Origin of the sequence: Actinacidiphila yeochonensis CN732, from assembly GCF_000745345.1 — a bacterium.
GTDB lineage: Bacteria > Actinomycetota > Actinomycetes > Streptomycetales > Streptomycetaceae > Actinacidiphila > Actinacidiphila yeochonensis.
On sequence record NZ_JQNR01000003.1, the window covers coordinates 1,140,417 to 1,155,222 of the forward strand.

Here is a 14,806-nt window from a genome sequence, read left to right on the forward strand (position 1 = left end):
GGGGTCTCCGGCGTCCCGTCCCCGGGAATCCCGAAGCCGCCGGGACGCGGGTGCGGAGAATTCCCGCATGACCGCCCCGGGCAAGGGCAGGCGACCTCTCGGAGGCTGATAACCATGGGACCGTTGCTCGTCGTTCTTCTGCTCGCGTTGCTCCTCTTCGGTGTGGGATTCGCACTCCACCTTCTGTGGTGGGTGGCAGTCGTGGTGCTCGTCGTGTGGCTGCTCGGATTCCTCGTGCGGGGCACCCACTCCAGCGGGGGCCGAGGCCGCTGGTATCGCTGGTAGCGGCCGTTTCCCAGCCGATCGGCGGGTGCCCGTCCACTGCTCCTGGGAGCGGACGGCACCCGCCGTCGTACCGGCCGCGCTCGGCCACGGTCCGGAACGGCCTGGCCGGACTCGGTCGCGCTCGGTCGACCGCGGTCTTCGCGGACAGGGAGCACGAGAAGCCGTGGATCGCCGCCAAGGCGAGGACGAGTGTGCTCGCCGCACCAGGCATGGCCGTGCTTGAGCGATCCCGTACGGCATGCGGCAGCGCGATCGCTTCAGGGCATATCCGACGGTGGGGGTGATCTCCTCTGGTCGTACGGGCACCACGTTTGCTCCGAGGTCCGACACCGTCGGAATGTCCGCGGGATCGGGCCCCACCGGGCGCGGCGGCGTGCGACATGCCGCTTTCGGAGCAATCGGGGATGCTGGGCTGTTCGCCCGCCACGCTGTGCTTGTTGATCACTTCCTGGTCATCGAGACCAGTGGTGTACAGGTCAAGTGAGGTACGGGGCCATGGCCGGTGCGACCGGACGAGGAGGACCGGCCATGCGCGGGCGGCAGGTCACGGGCTGGCTGTCGAAGGTGTTCGAGCTCAACCCCGCGGGGATCAACTGGCCGCGAGCGGTGATGTTCGTGGACGTCGCGCTGGTGCCGCTGGTCGTCTTCTGGACGATTGGGCACGAGCAGTACCTCCTCAGCGCCTTGTTCGGCCTGGTGTTCGCGGGGCTGGCCGACCCGGGGGGCGGCTACGGACGTCGCGCGTCGCACAACGCCGTCTTCGGGCTGACCGGCGCGGGGGTGACCGCGCTGGGGTTCGGCATCGGTGGAGTCGCGTGGGGCTGGCTGGTGCTGGCGTCCTTCTCCGTCACGCTGGTGGCAGGCCTGACCGTCGCCTTCGGGGTGCGCAGGTTCGTCGACGCCCTGCTGCTCAACGTCTGGTTCGTCGTCGCTCTGGCAGTCGCATTCAGCTTCCACCAGCACCCCCGCCTCGTCAGCCACACGTGGGCCCAGGTAGTCGCCTGGGCCGGAGGGGCAGCGCTGTGGATCGCGGTGACGTTCGCCGCATGGCTGGTCTGCGGGCGCCAGGACCGGCCCCAGCCGATCGCGGAACTCCCCGGTGACACCTCGCGGAGGAAACTGACCGGGCCGCTGATCATGTTCGCGTTGATCCGCGCCCTGACCATGGGCGGCACCGTCGCGCTGGCGTTCGGACTGAACCTCTCGCACGGCTACTGGCTGCCGATCGCGGCCTTCGTCGCGATGAAGCCGGACCTGGAGCAGGGCATGCTCGTCGCCGTGCAGCGGCTTTCCGGTGCCCTGATCGGTGCCGTCGTCGCCGCGCTGCTGCTGCTCCTGCCCACCAGCGCACACGGGCTCAGGCTGTTCGCGGTGGATCGCGGGCTCGAAGTCGTCGCGCTCTTCCTGCTCATGCATGGAGTGGCGATCCGCTTCTGGAACTACGCGCTCTACTGCGCGGTCATCGCCGCCGCGGTGCTCATCCTGGTGGATCTTCCGCAGCCCTCCGACTACGCCGCTGAGGGCTACCGGGTGCTGTGGACGTTGTGCGGCGTGGCGATCGGCCTGCTCGTCATGTTCCTCGCCGGCCTGTTGGCCAAGCGCACCGCCAAAGCGCCGCCGGCCTGAACGGAGTCTGCTCCCACTCAGTCGCCGGGCAGCGTCGCAATGAGTTCTGCGGCTCTCAGTCCGGGGCGGCACCGAAGCCGCGGAAGGCGATGACGGATGACGCACGGGGAGGCATGCCCCGGTCAGAGCACCAGGACGCCCCTTACGTCCAAGTCGGCTGCCTGACGACGCTTGATCAACGGCTGAGCGGTGAGTCAGCGACGCGTCAACGTTGCGGCGTACCCCGTCAGCGGTGCGTCAAGGGTGCGCGACAAGGGAGTTGGAGGTTTCTACAGTCGGCCTGTGAGGAACCGGGAGCGGACCGACAGTGCGGAGACCGAGGGAGGCGGCGGCGCGGCTCCCCGCACGGGACGGCTGATGAGGGCCCGTCCCGACGGGGCGGCCCGGCGGCTCGACAGGGCGATCGCGAACGGACCGTTCCGGGCGTCGGGCCTGGAGTGACAGCGGCGGCCGGGACGCGCCGCCACCCGAAACCACGTGAGGGCAGGGACCCTGGTGCACTCGTACAACACACCGTCGGAGAAGTCCGACCGGACCACACCGCTGCGCCCGCCGCGCCACCGCACCGGCGCGGGTGCCGCACCCCCCGCCACGGCGGCGGCGTCGGTGCTCGACCTCCAGCGCCTGGCCGGCAACGCCGCCGTGGCCCGGGCGCTGGGACGGGAACACGAGCACGACGCCGGATGCCACCACGGCGCACCGGTGCAGCGGTCGTCGGTGCTCGACGTGCTCCGGACCCCCGGCACTCCCGTCGACCCGCGCGTCCGCGCCAAGGCGGAGCAGGGCCTGGGTACGGACCTCAGCGACGTGCGGGTGCACGACGGCCCCGCGGCACGCCGCTCGGCAGCCGAACTCGGGGCCCGCGCGTACACCTCGGGTCGGCACATCGTGGCCGGCGAGCAGGGCATGGACGAGCACACCATGCTGCACGAGTTGACGCACGCCTGGCAGCAGGAGCGCGGCCAGGTCGAGGGCACCGACAACGGTGCCGGCCTGCGCCTCTCCGCCGAGGGCGACCAGCACGAGAACGAGGCGGAGGCGTGGGCCCACCGCCTGGCGAACGGGTCGGCGCCGACGGCGGACACCGCTGGCCGCACCGGCGGCGAGCACGCGGCACCGGCGTTTCAGCCGGCCGGCCCGTCGGTCCAGCGGGTACCCGCGGGGGACGAGGAAGAAGCAGGGGTGGCGAGAAGCGACGGCAGAGAGCCCGGGACCCTGGTATCCACCCTCAAAATACTCGCGGAAGTACTTCCCGAAGCCGCCCCACTCATCATCCAGGGAATCGGCAACGCACTCACGACCATCGAAGGCGGCAGGATCTACGCGGCCGGCGTCGCGCTGAACGGGTCGGTAGGACTGAGCGAGATCGCCAAGGCGTGCTACCGGCTCCGCAGCGAACCCGGCCACATTCCCAGCTATGTCCGCATCGTCTTCGGCGCCATGAATCTGGCCGGCGCGGTCACGTACGGCCAGAGCCAGACCCTCGAAGGGTACCGAAAAGCAGTCCAGTCGTCGGTGGGCGCCATGCTGCAGGGCCTTTCCTATGCCGGAATCATCGTCACCGACAAATACATCGCCTGGCAGGACGAGAAAAGGCCCAGGGAACCCCAGCCTGCTGGAACCACCACAGGATTCTCCACACGCCAGCAGCAGGACGCGCTACGCCGGAGGGGGCAGGGAAGGGACTCCGCGCCCCCACGCCTCCCGTCGCTGGACCTCCCCGACTGGCGCTTCGGCTGACCGGACGGCGGCCCGTCCACCGGCGCGGACGATCGAGTCGCCGTCGGCGAAGAGGGCCCGTGCGTGACGGGCGGTCGGTCAGGCGAAGTGCGAGGTGAACTCGGAGCGGCTGATCCGCCGGTCGCCGTCCGTGTCGGCCTCCCGGACGAAGTCGGCGAGCTTCACTCCACCGACGGCGCCGCCGTTGTCCTTCCCGTAGTCCCTCAGCTCGCTCAGCCTGATCTCTCCGCTTCCGTCCGCGTCGATCTCCGCGAACAGCGCCTCGGCCTCGGCCTTGGTCATCTTGCCCATTGCTCCTCCTGAATTCGTTTACGGGACGTCCTGCCGTTTCGGAACGAGCGGCAGGCGGCGCGCCCCAGGAACGCCGCAGCGGTTCAGGTGTCCTCCATCACCGGTCAGGCCGGGCGGTGGAGGACCTTGATCACGTCCGGTGAACGAGCACGGGCCTCCCGGGACACGCGGGACCTCCGGCCGTCCCCCAGATGGGCAACGGGCGATGATCGGCACCGATACGCCTTGACGCATGCCATAAGGAACGGCCTACGAGGGCACCGTGCGGTAGCGGTGCGGCAATGCGTCGGCACCACGTGCGTGGTGCCGACGTCTCCGCAGGTCAGAGACCATGCAGTGAGTGCGGCCGGTGGGACTCGAACCCACACGGGGGGTTACCCCACTGGGACCTAAACCCAGCTCGGCTGCCAGTTACGACACGGCCGCGCGCCCTGCCATCGTAGCCATCCGGGGCCTGCCGCGGTACGCCCGGCACGATCGGGGGCGATCGGGTGCGATCAGGCGCGCTGGATCGGGCGATGGCTCCGGCCCGGGGGCGGGGCCGGGGCGGACGGGGGCGGCGGCGCGGGCGGGTGAGGGGGGCTCAGACGGCCAGGTCGCGGAGGAGTTTGGCCACGTGGCCGGTGGCGCGGACGTTGTAGAAGGCGTGCTCGATCGCGCCGGCCTCGTCGACGACGAAGGTGGAGCGGATCACGCCGGTGATCTTCTTGCCGTAGGAGGTCTTCTCCCCGTAGGCGCCGTAGGCGTTGAGCACCGCGCGGTCCGGGTCGGCGAGCAGGGTGACCCGCAGGGACTCCTTCTCCCGGAACTTCGCCAGCTTCTCGGGGGTGTCCGGGGAGACGCCGATGACGTCGTAGCCGGCCTTGGCGAAGACCTCCAGGTTGTCGGTGAAGTCGCACGCCTCCTTGGTGCAGCCGGGCGTCATCGCGGCGGGGTAGAAGTACACGACGACCTTGCGGCCCCGGTGGCCGGCCAGGGAGACCTCGTTGCCGTCGGCGTCGGGCAGGGTGAAGTCGGGCGCGGGGTCGCCGGCGGCGAGGCGACCGGGGGTGGCTGGCATGGTGGCTCCTGGAGGCCGAACGGGGTGCCGACGAGGCAGGGGCCGCGTCGGACTGACAGACTGTCCGAACGCTACCTAACCAGGCGAGGAGGATGCTGTGTCGGAAGCTGCCAGGACGCCCGCCCAGATCGAGGCGGACATCACCCGCAGGCGGCAGGACCTCGCCCTCGTCCTGGACGAGATCGCGGTCCGGGTCCACCCGCAGACGATCATCCAGGACACGAAGGCCAAGGCGGTCTCCGCTGTCGACCGCGCCGTCGGACAGGCGTACGTCGCCGCCAACCGGACGGCCAACCGGGTACGGGCGCACTTCGTGGACGAGGACGGCTCGGTACGGGTGGAACGCGTGGTGCCGGCCGCGGTGGCCGGGGCCGCCCTCCTGGGGGCGGTGGCCGGTCTCACCGTGTGGCGACGGCGCCGGTAGGTTTCTCGCCGTGAGTCCCAAGAGTTCGAAGAGCGAGCACGACAAGCTGCCCATCCGCATGCTGCACGACCGCGTTCTGGTGCGGCAGGACACCGCGGAGGGTGAGCGGCGCAGCGGCGGCGGCATCCTGATCCCGGCGACGGCCGCCGTCGGCAAGCGGCTGGCCTGGGCCGAGGTGGTGGCGGTGGGCCAGAACGTCCGTGCCGTCGAGATCGGCGACCGGGTGCTGTACGACCCGGAGGACCGAGCCGAGGTCGAGGTGCGGGGAGTGGCGTACGTGCTGATGCGCGAGCGCGACCTGCACGCGGTGGCCGCGGAGCGGCTCCAGGGCTCGGAGGACTCGACCGGCCTGTACCTGTGACGCCCCGCTGATCGGCGGACCGCGACCCGATCGGCCGATCAGCGCATCAGTACGTCAGCACGTCAGCACGTCAGCACGTCAGCACGTCAGCACGTCAGCACGTCAGCACGTCAGCACCTGGGTACGTCTGCACGTCAGTACGTCGGCACGGCAATACGTCTGCACCTCGGTACGTCTGGACCTCAGCACCTCCGCATATCAACCGACACGGGGTGTCGGGGGAAGCCCTCAAGGACCTCCCCCGACACCCCGCGGTGCTGGAGCCCGCCGTGCGGCCCGGCCGGCCGGGCCACCGGATCAGCCGCTGGGCACGCTCACGGAGGCGTCACTCGCGGTGCCCTGCCCGGACGACGTGCCCGACGACGTGCCCGACGACGTGCCGGACGACGTGCCGCCGCTGAGGCCGTCCGTGGTGCCGGTGTCCGTGCCGCCGGAGCCGGCCGATCCGGCGGAGCCCGCGGAGCCGTTCGAACCGTTCGAGCCGCTGCCGGTCGGGTCCTGCGGCGCGGTGGGCGCGGTGGCCGTACCGGTCGTCGGCGCGGAGCCGCCCTCGGTCGGCTGGGTGGACGGCGCGGTGGTCGACGTGGAGCCGCCGGGGGTGCCCGACGGGGTGGTGGGCGACTGCGAGCCGGTGGACGGCGCGGTGGTGGTGGGCGTCTGGCCGGTGTCGCCCTGGTCGGTGCCGGGGGTGTCGCCGGAGTCCGGTGCCTGGGTCTGGCTGCCGGCCTGGAGGTCCAGGTGGAAGCCGGTGACCGGGGTGTTCTTCAGTGCCGCCGCGGTGTACTGGGACCACACGTTGGCGGGCTGGCCGCCGCCGTTGACGCGGGCGGAGCCCATCGCCCCGTAGAGCGCCTTCTGGGCGCCCGTGTCCGGGTCCATGCCGAAGACCGCGACGACGGTGGCGAGCTTGGGGGTGTAGCCGGCGAACCAGGCGGCCTTGTCGTCGTCGGCGGTACCCGTCTTGGCGGCGGCCGGCCAGCCGGAGTTCTGCGCGGCCGCGGCGGTGCCGTAGGGGCTGTCGACCACGCTCTTGAGCATCGCCGTGGTGGTGTCGGCGGCGGTGCGCGGCACCGCCTGCACCGCGTCGCGCTGCGGCAGGCCGACGTCCTGGCCGTCCTTGCTGACCTTGACGACCATCGAGTACGGGATCTCCTTGCCGTGGTCGGCGAGGGTGGCGTACACCTGCGCCATGTCCAGCGGGCTGGCGGAGCTGGTACCGAAGGCGCCCAGCGCCATCGCGGGCGTCTGCGGGATGTCGATGTCCGTGGACATGCCCAGGTCGTGGGCGGTGTTGATGACGTTCTTGGTGCCGACGTCCTGCGCCATCTGCGCGAAGACCGCGTTCACCGACTTGTCCATCGCGTCGGTGACGGTGATGTCGCCGTAGTCCTTCTCGTCCTCGTTGGCCGGGTGGTAGCCGACCGGCCCGTCCGGGCCCTGCACCTGGCGGCCGCTGTCGCCGTTGTAGATCGTGGTGGGGGTGATCGTCCGACCGCTCTGGGTGGTCGAGTCGTTCTGCAGCGCGGAGGCGAATATGACCGGCTTGAAGGTGGAGCCGGGCTGGTAGGTGCGGTTGGTGGCGCTGCTCACGTACTGCTTGGTGTAGTCGATGCCGCCGTAGAGGGCGACGACGTTCCCGGTGGAGGGGTCGATGGAGACGCCGCCGGCCCGCACGTACTTGTCGGCCGCGGCGGTGCCGCGCTTGTCGTAGACCTGCTCCTGGGCCGCCTTCACCATGGCGTCCTCGTCGGGCTTCTGGATCGTGGTGGTGATCCGGTAGCCGCCGCCGCGCAGCGCCGCGGCGTCGACGATCTTGTGCTGGATCAGGTAGTCGTCGACGGCCTGGACGATGTAGCCGCGCTGGCCGGCCTTGCTGGCGGTGGCCTTCGGCTTGCCGATGGTCGGGAAGGTCGTCTTCGCCCGCTGGGCGGCGGTGATCCAGTGCTCCTTGAGCATGCCGTCCATCACGTAGTTCCAGCGCGCCTCGGCCGCGTGGGCGTTCTCCGGGTGGGCGGAGAGGTCGTACGCGCTGGGGGCGTTCAGGAGGGTGGCGAGGTACGCGCTCTGGGCGACGGTCAGGTCGGAGGCGTTGGTGCTGAAGTACGCCTGCGCGGCGGCCTGGATGCCGTAGGCGTTGCGGCCGTAGTAGCTGGTGTTGAGGTAGCCCTCAAGGATCTGGTCCTTGGACTCGTTGCGATCCAGCTTGATCGCGATGAAGAACTCCTTGGCCTTCCGCTGCGCGGTCTGGTTCTGGTTCAGGTAGTAGTTCTTCACGTACTGCTGGGTGATCGTCGAGCCGGACTGCACGCCCTTGCCGGTGGCGGTGTTCCACGCGGCCCGGACCATGCCCTTGGGGCTGACCGCGGACTCGTGGTAGAAGTTCCGGTCCTCCGCGGCGAGGGTGGCGTAGCGGGCCGACTTGGCGACCTCGGCCAGGGAGACGTTCTGCCGGTTGACGGCGCCGTCACGGGTGATCTCGGTCTTGCCGTCCGCGTAGTAGTAGACGTTGTTCTGCGCGGTCGCGGCGGCGTTCGGGTCGGGGATGTCCACCAGCGCGTAGCCGACGAAGAACGCGGCGACGAGCAGCAGCAGGACGGTCAGGCCGCCGCCGAAGAGCAGCCGCCAGCCGGGCACCAGCCGCCGCAGGCCGGTACGGCGGGGCCGGCCGCGCCGGTCGGTGAGCGTGGGGCGCGGTCCCCAGCCGCCCGATCCGGGCGTGCTTCCGTTCCGAACGTCACTCATGTCTGTTGGGACTCCTCGACCGCCCTCGGGGTTGGTCCGGGCGGAACATATGGACCAGATCGTTACGTACGCTCCCGTACAGCCACGTAGCCCACTGAACTCACGCTGCCTCAACACTGTCGCACCATCCGGGCGCGTCCGATCCGTGCGGCACATCCGTGACGAGGCTGTGACGGGCCGTCCGGCGCACTTCCGTCACCCGTCCGTGGCGGAAAAACCCTTGGCCCGTCTGGCCTGCGGCGTAGTACGCTTCGCGGCTTGTGTCCCGGACCACGTGAGGGGGTTCACACCATGCGCGGCTTCTCCGCGGGCTTCTACGCGGCGGTCGTCACCCGCGGCTTCCGCCGCTACGCGACCTACCGCACCGCGACCGCCGCGGGGCTGTTCACCAACACCGTCTTCGGGCTGATCATCACGTACAGCTACATCGCGCTGTGGAGCCAGCGCCCGCACCTGGGCGGCTACAGCCAGCCGCAGGCGCTGACGTACGTGTGGCTCGGGCAGGGGCTGCTGACGCCGATGGCACTGATGGGCGGCGGCTTCGAGGACGAGCTGGGCGACCGCATCCGCTCCGGGGACGTCGCCGTGGACCTGTACCGGCCGGCCGACCTCCAGGCGTGGTGGCTCTCGGCCGACCTGGGACGGGCCGCCTTCCAGCTGGTGGCCCGCGGGGTGGTGCCGATGTGCGTGGGGTCGCTGATCTTCACGCTGGCCCTGCCCACCGCCCCGCTGACCTGGCTGTTCTTCCTGGTGTCGGTGGCGCTGGGGCTGCTGGTGAGCTTCGCGCTGCGCTACCTCGTGGCGCTGAGCTTCTTCTGGCTGCTGGACGGCGCGGGGGTGTCGCAGGTGGTGTGGCTGGCCGGGCTGTTCTTCTCCGGGATGCTGCTGCCGTTGAGCGTCTTCCCGGGCACGCTGGGCGCCGTCGCGCGGGCGCTGCCCTGGTCGGCGATGCTCCAGGTGCCGGCGGACGTGCTGCTGGGCCGGCACCGGAGCGGCGGCGCGGCGGGCTCGCTCGGCTTCCAGGCGGTCTGGGCGGTCGTGCTGCTGGCGGCCGGCCGGGCGGTCCAGGGGCTCGCGACGCGCCGGGTGGTGGTCCAGGGTGGCTGAGAGCCCCGCTCTTCCGGGGGAACCCGGCAGCCCCGCCGCCCCCGCCCTTCCCGGTGGACCCGCCCTTGCGGTGGCGGAGGACCCCGCCGTCCCCGACGCGTGGCGGAGCCGGCACGACGCGCCGCGCGGGCCGTGGCGTCGCGCCGCCGAGGGGGTGCGCGTCTACGGGCTCCTGGTGCGGATGTGGGTGCGCTCCACGATGGCCTACCGCGCGTCCTTCGCGATGACCGCGCTGGGGAACCTCGCCGCGACCGCGCTGGACTTCGTCACCATCGTGCTGATGTTCGGCCAGGTGCACACCCTCGGCGGCTTCACGCTGCCGGAGGTGGCCTTCCTCTACGGCACCGCCGGCACCGCCTTCGGCTTCGCGGACCTGCTGCTGGGCTCCATGGACCGGCTCGGCCGCCGGGTGCGCGACGGCACGCTGGACACGCTGCTGCTGCGGCCGGCACCGGTGCTGGCGCAGGTCGCCGCCGACAAGTTCGCGCTGCGCCGGACGGGCCGGATCGTGCAGGGCCTGGCGGTGCTGGGCTGGTCGCTGGCCCGCGTCGACGTGCACTGGACGTGGTGGCGGATCGCGATGGTGCCGGGGATGGTGGTGTGCGGGGCGGTGATCTTCTGCGCCGTGTTCACCGCCGGCGCGGCGTTCCAGTTCATCGCGCAGGACGCCGCCGAGGTGCAGAACTCGGTGACCTACGGTGGCAACACCATGCTCCAGTACCCGCCCGGGATCTTCGCCCGCGAGCTGGTCCGGGGTGTGACCTTCGTGGTGCCGCTGGCCTTCGTCAACTGGCTGCCCGCCCTGCGCGTGCTGGGCGAGCCCGACCCGCTCGGCCTGCCCGGCTGGCTGGACTTCGCCTCGCCCGTCGCCGCCGCGCTGTGCTGCGCGCTGGCGGCCGCCGCCTGGCGGGCGGGCCTCCGCGCCTACCGCAGTACAGGGAGCTGATCCACCTCATGACCGCCGCAGGAACCGCGGGGACGCCGTCCGACCCGCCCACCGCCGGACCTCCGCCCGCCCCGCCCCGCCCCCGGGCCCTCGGCCGGGCGTACGTCCACCGCCGCCGACCCGGTGATCGAGCTGGACGGCGTGGAGAAGGTCTTCGACGTACGGCGCCGCACCGGTCTGCTGCGCCGCGAGCGCCACCAGGTGCGGGCGGTGGACGGCATCTCGTTCACCGTGCCGCGCGGCGAGGTCGTCGGCTACATCGGGCCCAACGGCGCCGGGAAGTCCACCACGATCAAGATGCTCACCGGCATCCTGACGCCGAGCGGCGGCCGGGTCCGGGTGGACGGCATCGACCCGACCCGGGACCGCACCCGGCTGGCCCGGCGGATCGGGGTGGTCTTCGGGCAGCGCACCACCCTGTGGTGGGACCTGCCGCTGCGGGACTCCTACGAGCTGGTGCGCCGGATGTACCGCGTCCCCGACGCCGTCTACACCCGCAACCTCGACGCCTGCGTGGAGCTGCTGGACCTGGGCCCGCTGCTGGAGGTCCCGGTGCGGCAGCTGTCGCTGGGCCAGCGGATGCGCGGCGACATCGCCGCCGCGCTGCTGCACGACCCGGAGGTGCTCTACCTCGACGAGCCGACGATCGGCCTGGACGTGGTGAGCAAGACCCGGGTACGGGAGTTCCTGCGCGACTTCAACGCCGAACGCGGCACCACCGTGCTGCTCACCACGCACGACCTCACGGACATCGAGATGCTGTGCCGCCGGGTGATGGTCATCGACCACGGCCGCCTCGTCCACGACGGGGACCTCGCCGGGCTGCACGCGGTGGGCCGCAGCGAGCGGACGCTGGTGGCGGACTTCGCCCGCGAGCTGCCCGCGGTCGAGCTGCCGGGGGCCCGCTGCGTCCGGGTGGAGGGGCCGCGGCAGTCCTTCGCCTTCCCCGCCGGGGAGAGCGCGGCCCCGCTGGTGGCGGCGCTGGCCGCGCACTACCCGCTGGTGGACCTGTCGATCCGCGAACCGGCCATCGAGGACGTCATCGCCCGCATGTACGCGGCCCCGGCCCCGGCGGCCGACTGACCCGGGCGGCTGACCGACCAGGCGACTGACCAGGCGACCGACTGACCCGGGCGGCTGACCGACCAGGCGGCCGACCGACCCCGGGCGCACTCGGCCCAGACCGTCTTGCCGACCACCTCGGGCGAACAGCCCCAGCGCGCACGCAGGGCGCCGACCTGTCCGCCGACGACTCCCTGTCCCGTATCCGCAAGGCGGCCGAAGAAAGGGAACGGACCCCGTGAGCACCCACCTCCCTGACGCGTCCCCGACCGGATGCGACTGGTTCACCAGCGTGAAGGCCGGCCACTTCGACGCCTGAGCCGGAACCCGAAACGCGCCCGCTTCTCCGACCCACTCGCGGTCGGGGAAGGGGGCACGTCGCTGTTCCGCGTCGCTGCCGCGTCTCGCTGTCGGACGGGCTCAGCCCAGGACGGCCTGCTGCGCCTGCGTGAGCTGGGCGCAGCCGCCGGTGGCGAGGTCGAGCAGGGCGTCCAGCTCGGCGCGGTCGAAGGGCGCTCCCTCGGCGGTGCCCTGGACCTCGACGAAGCGGCCGTCGCCGGTGCACACGACGTTCATGTCGGTGCCGGCCTTCACGTCCTCCTCGTAGGCGAGGTCCAGCACCGGCTGCCCGTCGACCACACCGACGCTGACGGCGGCGACGCTGCCGATGACGGGCTTGGCCTTCACTCGTACGAGGTGGTTGGACTGCATCCAGTTGATCGCGTCCACCAGAGCGACGTAGGCACCGGTGATCGCGGCGGTGCGGGTGCCGCCGTCGGCCTGGAGGACGTCGCAGTCGAGGACGACGGTGTTCTCGCCGAGCGCCTTGAAGTCGACCACGGCCCGCAGCGAGCGGCCGATCAGCCGGGAGATCTCGTGGGTGCGGCCGCCGATCCGGCCGCGCACCGCCTCGCGGTCGCCGCGGGTGTTGGTGGCCCTGGGCAGCATGCTGTACTCGGCGGTCACCCACCCCTCGCCGCTGCCCTTGCGCCAGCGCGGGACGCCCTGGGTGGCGCTGGCGGTGCAGAGGACGCGGGTGTCGCCGAAGGACACCAGGACGGAGCCTTCGGCGTGCTTGCTCCAGTTCCGCTCGATGGTGACGGGGCGGAGCTGGTCGGGGGTGCGGCCGTCGAATCGTGACATGCGGATGAGCCTATCCGGGTGACCACCCGCCATGGCGCCAGGCACGGTCCGGCGAGGTTCCGCTCCCGCGCCGCCGCGGGTCCGCGCGCGGGGGTTCCGGACGGGCCGATACCGGTTCGGTGCCCGTCGTCGGGGCGGGCACCGGTTCGGGCCCGTCGTCAGGGCGCCTCCGGCTGCTGGAGTCCGGCCAGGAGCAGGTCGATCAGCCGTCGCGGGTCGTAGTGGGGGTCGGGGGCGATACAGAGGTTGCCGATACCGCGCATCAGCTCGTAGGGCTGGACGGCGCGCCTGATCTCGCCCGCGCCGGCCGCGGCGTCGAGCAGGTGCGCGCCGACGGGCAGCAGGCGGTCGATGAAGTAGGTGTGCAGGCTGGCGAAGCCGCTGCTGTCCGGCTGCAGGGTGTTGGCGAGGCCGTGTTTGGTGGCCAGGAAGTCGACGAACAGGTCGATCCACCGGCGCAGCGCCGCCAGCGGCGAGTCCTCGGCCTCCAGCAGGCGGGGCCCGGCCTGGGCGCACTCCTCGACCTGGTGGCGGAAGACGGCCACGACGAGGTCCGCCCGCGTCGGGAAGTGGCGGTAGAGCGTTCCCATCCCGACGCCGGCCCTGGCCGCGACCTCGCGGACGGGCGCGTCGACGCCGGAGGTCACGAACACCTCCGCCGCCGCGGCGAGCAGTTTCTCCTCGTTGCGCGCGACATCGGCCCGCTTGGCCGTGGCCGGCGCGTTGCCGGGCTGCCCCGGCTGTCCCGGCTTTTCTGCCTGTCCCGGCTGCCCTGACCGTTCCGCCTGTCCCGTACCGGACATCAGACCCCCTTCCCCGCGACCCGCCGTCATGACGTCACGACTCTACGATTGCAAAGAGGAACGGCGCTCCGTATTCTGCGTGGAGCAACGTTCCGTTTTGGCTCAGTCCAGCCGAACCGGCGTTCCCATCCCCTGCCGTCCCGCCCCACGAGAGGCGCGGCGGAGACCCCGAACGGGAAGGCGCACCATGGCCGAGCGAACTTCTCCAGCCGCCACCTACCTCCACCCGACCACCCCTCCGGTGCTGTCCGTCAGCCCGGTGACGCTGTCGGTTCCCGGACGCCCGCTACCCCTCGACGTGCGCGTCTCCGCGCCCGTGACCGGCGACGACCTGCCGATCATCCTCTTCTCGCACGGACACGGCAACGGGTACGGCCTGGCCTCGGCCGACGGCTACCTCCCCCTCGCCAAGGTCTGGGCGGCGCAGGGGTTCGTGGTGGTCCAGCCCACCCACCTCAGCGCCCCCCGGCTGAGCCACCTGGTCGGCGGCCTGCCCGAGGCGCCCCTGTTCTGGCGCTCCCGCGCCCAGGACATGAGCGACATCCTCGACCGGCTCGACGAGATCGAGCAGGCCGTGCCGCAGCTCGCCGGGCGCCTGGACCGCACCAAGGTCGCCGTGGCCGGGCACTCCCTGGGCGGCTTCACGGCCGAACTCCTGCTGGGCGCCGGGGCCACCGACCCCGCGACGGGAGAGGAGGTGAAGGCCCTCGACCCCCGGATCACGCAGGGCGTGCTGCTGTGCGCCATCGGCCGGGGCGGCGACGCCTTCGACGGGTTCATGACCGCCAAGGCGCCGGTCTTCCGGAGCACCGACCTCACCACGATGACCACCGCCGCACTGGTCGTCGCCGGCGACAAGGACGACTCCCAGCACTGGACGACCACGGGGCCGGACTGGCACGCCGACCCCTACCACCTCGCCCCCGGCTCCAAGACCCTGCTCACCGTCTTCGGCGGCGAGCACCTGCTGGGCGGCATCCAGGGCCACGACGGCGTCGAGACCACGGACGAGAACCCCGACCGGGTCGCCGTGGTCGCCGAGCTCACCGCGGCCTACCTCCGGACCGCCTTCGACCCCGGCGACAACGCCTGGCAGACGGCGCAGGAGGCGCTGACCACGGGTCCCGACGCCTTCGGCCGCGTCGAGTCCAAGTAGCCCCGGGCCGGTCCGGGCCGGTCCACCCGCGGCGGGCCCGTCCACCGCGGCGGGCCGGTC

General features: G+C 71.8%; 14 protein-coding genes and 1 tRNA gene. 9 read left to right on the forward strand and 6 right to left on the reverse strand.

Annotated elements, in window-relative coordinates; all coding sequences use genetic code 11:
* Positions 1–114 precede the first annotated feature (114 nt).
* The 3 genes from BS72_RS06320 (at position 115) to BS72_RS32020 (ending at position 3,651) form a co-directional block, all read left to right on the forward strand.
* On the forward strand, positions 115–285 hold the full coding sequence (locus BS72_RS06320) for a hypothetical protein (RefSeq protein ID WP_037907057.1): 171 nt from the start codon (positions 115–117) through the stop codon (positions 283–285).
* 528 nt (positions 286–813) lie between these two features.
* Positions 814–1,911: an FUSC family protein gene (locus BS72_RS06325; RefSeq protein ID WP_107498670.1), complete on the forward strand. Its 1,098-nt coding sequence runs from the start codon at positions 814–816 to the stop codon at positions 1,909–1,911.
* 477 nt (positions 1,912–2,388) lie between these two features.
* Positions 2,389–3,651, forward strand: a complete 1,263-nt coding sequence (locus BS72_RS32020; RefSeq protein WP_078901054.1) for an eCIS core domain-containing protein — start codon at positions 2,389–2,391, stop codon at positions 3,649–3,651.
* Positions 3,652–3,729: 78 nt separating this feature from the next.
* On the opposite strand, the gene BS72_RS06335 is transcribed toward BS72_RS32020, so the two are convergent.
* The 3 genes from BS72_RS06335 to bcp form a co-directional block, all read right to left on the reverse strand.
* The gene (locus BS72_RS06335; protein ID WP_037907060.1) at positions 3,730–3,942 is read right to left on the reverse strand and encodes an EF-hand domain-containing protein; all 213 of its coding nucleotides are present in this window, start codon (positions 3,940–3,942) and stop codon (positions 3,730–3,732) included.
* Positions 3,943–4,283: 341 nt separating this feature from the next.
* Positions 4,284–4,368, reverse strand: a tRNA-Leu gene (locus BS72_RS06340).
* Between the two features lie 157 nt (positions 4,369–4,525).
* Positions 4,526–5,002, reverse strand: coding sequence for a thioredoxin-dependent thiol peroxidase (gene bcp, locus BS72_RS06345; protein WP_037907061.1), 477 nt, complete (start codon positions 5,000–5,002; stop codon positions 4,526–4,528).
* Between the two features lie 97 nt (positions 5,003–5,099).
* On the opposite strand from bcp, the gene BS72_RS06350 reads away from it, so the two are divergent.
* The gene (locus tag BS72_RS06350) at positions 5,100–5,426 is read left to right on the forward strand and encodes a DUF3618 domain-containing protein (RefSeq protein ID WP_037907062.1); all 327 of its coding nucleotides are present in this window, start codon (positions 5,100–5,102) and stop codon (positions 5,424–5,426) included.
* A 58-nt stretch (positions 5,427–5,484) separates the two neighbouring features.
* Entirely contained in the window at positions 5,485–5,787 is a 303-nt protein-coding gene (locus BS72_RS06355; RefSeq protein WP_051950761.1) for a GroES family chaperonin, read from the forward strand.
* A 297-nt stretch (positions 5,788–6,084) separates the two neighbouring features.
* Here BS72_RS06355 and BS72_RS06360 read toward each other — a convergent pair whose 3' ends face one another.
* A complete protein-coding gene (locus BS72_RS06360) occupies positions 6,085–8,529 on the reverse strand; it encodes a transglycosylase domain-containing protein (RefSeq protein WP_051950710.1) in 2,445 nt (814 codons plus the stop codon).
* A 291-nt stretch (positions 8,530–8,820) separates the two neighbouring features.
* Between BS72_RS06360 and BS72_RS06365 the strand changes: the two genes are divergently transcribed.
* The 3 genes from BS72_RS06365 to BS72_RS06375 all read left to right on the forward strand — a co-directional run bounded on the left by BS72_RS06365 (position 8,821) and on the right by BS72_RS06375 (position 11,665).
* Complete coding sequence (locus tag BS72_RS06365) at positions 8,821–9,636, forward strand: ABC transporter permease (protein WP_037907068.1); 816 nt, start codon at positions 8,821–8,823, stop codon at positions 9,634–9,636.
* 181 nt (positions 9,637–9,817) lie between these two features.
* Positions 9,818–10,582: an ABC transporter permease gene (locus BS72_RS06370; RefSeq protein WP_051950762.1), complete on the forward strand. Its 765-nt coding sequence runs from the start codon at positions 9,818–9,820 to the stop codon at positions 10,580–10,582.
* Positions 10,583–10,705: 123 nt separating this feature from the next.
* Entirely contained in the window at positions 10,706–11,665 is a 960-nt protein-coding gene (locus BS72_RS06375) for an ABC transporter ATP-binding protein (protein WP_037907070.1), read from the forward strand.
* Positions 11,666–12,064: 399 nt separating this feature from the next.
* Here BS72_RS06375 and rph read toward each other — a convergent pair whose 3' ends face one another.
* Together rph and BS72_RS06385 are read right to left on the reverse strand one after the other, a co-directional pair.
* Positions 12,065–12,787 carry a ribonuclease PH gene (gene rph / locus BS72_RS06380; RefSeq protein ID WP_037907072.1) on the reverse strand — a complete coding sequence of 241 codons (723 nt, stop codon included), beginning with the start codon at positions 12,785–12,787 and terminating at the stop codon, positions 12,065–12,067.
* Positions 12,788–12,945: 158 nt separating this feature from the next.
* Positions 12,946–13,590 (reverse strand): TetR/AcrR family transcriptional regulator, encoded by a 645-nt coding sequence (locus BS72_RS06385; protein ID WP_078901055.1) that lies wholly within the window; start codon positions 13,588–13,590, stop codon positions 12,946–12,948.
* Positions 13,591–13,777: 187 nt separating this feature from the next.
* Here BS72_RS06385 and BS72_RS06390 point away from each other — a divergent pair, with 187 nt between their 5' ends.
* The gene (locus tag BS72_RS06390) at positions 13,778–14,746 is read left to right on the forward strand and encodes an alpha/beta hydrolase family protein (RefSeq protein ID WP_037907074.1); all 969 of its coding nucleotides are present in this window, start codon (positions 13,778–13,780) and stop codon (positions 14,744–14,746) included.
* The last annotated feature ends 60 nt before the right edge of the window (positions 14,747–14,806 follow it).

What these genes read in the sequence shown, in the direction of transcription:
- BS72_RS06320 (WP_037907057.1), top strand. Translation starts at nt 115, where the DNA reads ATGGGACCGTTGCTCGTCGTTCTTCTGCTCGCGTTGCTCCTCTTCGGT.
- BS72_RS06325 (WP_107498670.1), top strand. Translation starts at nt 814, where the DNA reads ATGCGCGGGCGGCAGGTCACGGGCTGGCTGTCGAAGGTGTTCGAGCTC.
- BS72_RS06335 (WP_037907060.1), bottom strand. Translation starts at nt 3,942, where the DNA reads ATGGGCAAGATGACCAAGGCCGAGGCCGAGGCGCTGTTCGCGGAGATC.
- bcp (WP_037907061.1), bottom strand. Translation starts at nt 5,002, where the DNA reads ATGCCAGCCACCCCCGGTCGCCTCGCCGCCGGCGACCCCGCGCCCGAC.
- BS72_RS06355 (WP_051950761.1), top strand. Translation starts at nt 5,485, where the DNA reads ATGCTGCACGACCGCGTTCTGGTGCGGCAGGACACCGCGGAGGGTGAG.
- BS72_RS06360 (WP_051950710.1), bottom strand. Translation starts at nt 8,529, where the DNA reads ATGAGTGACGTTCGGAACGGAAGCACGCCCGGATCGGGCGGCTGGGGA.
- BS72_RS06365 (WP_037907068.1), top strand. Translation starts at nt 8,821, where the DNA reads ATGCGCGGCTTCTCCGCGGGCTTCTACGCGGCGGTCGTCACCCGCGGC.
- BS72_RS06370 (WP_051950762.1), top strand. Translation starts at nt 9,818, where the DNA reads ATGTGGGTGCGCTCCACGATGGCCTACCGCGCGTCCTTCGCGATGACC.
- rph (WP_037907072.1), bottom strand. Translation starts at nt 12,787, where the DNA reads ATGTCACGATTCGACGGCCGCACCCCCGACCAGCTCCGCCCCGTCACC.
- BS72_RS06385 (WP_078901055.1), bottom strand. Translation starts at nt 13,590, where the DNA reads ATGTCCGGTACGGGACAGGCGGAACGGTCAGGGCAGCCGGGACAGGCA.
- BS72_RS06390 (WP_037907074.1), top strand. Translation starts at nt 13,778, where the DNA reads ATGGCCGAGCGAACTTCTCCAGCCGCCACCTACCTCCACCCGACCACC.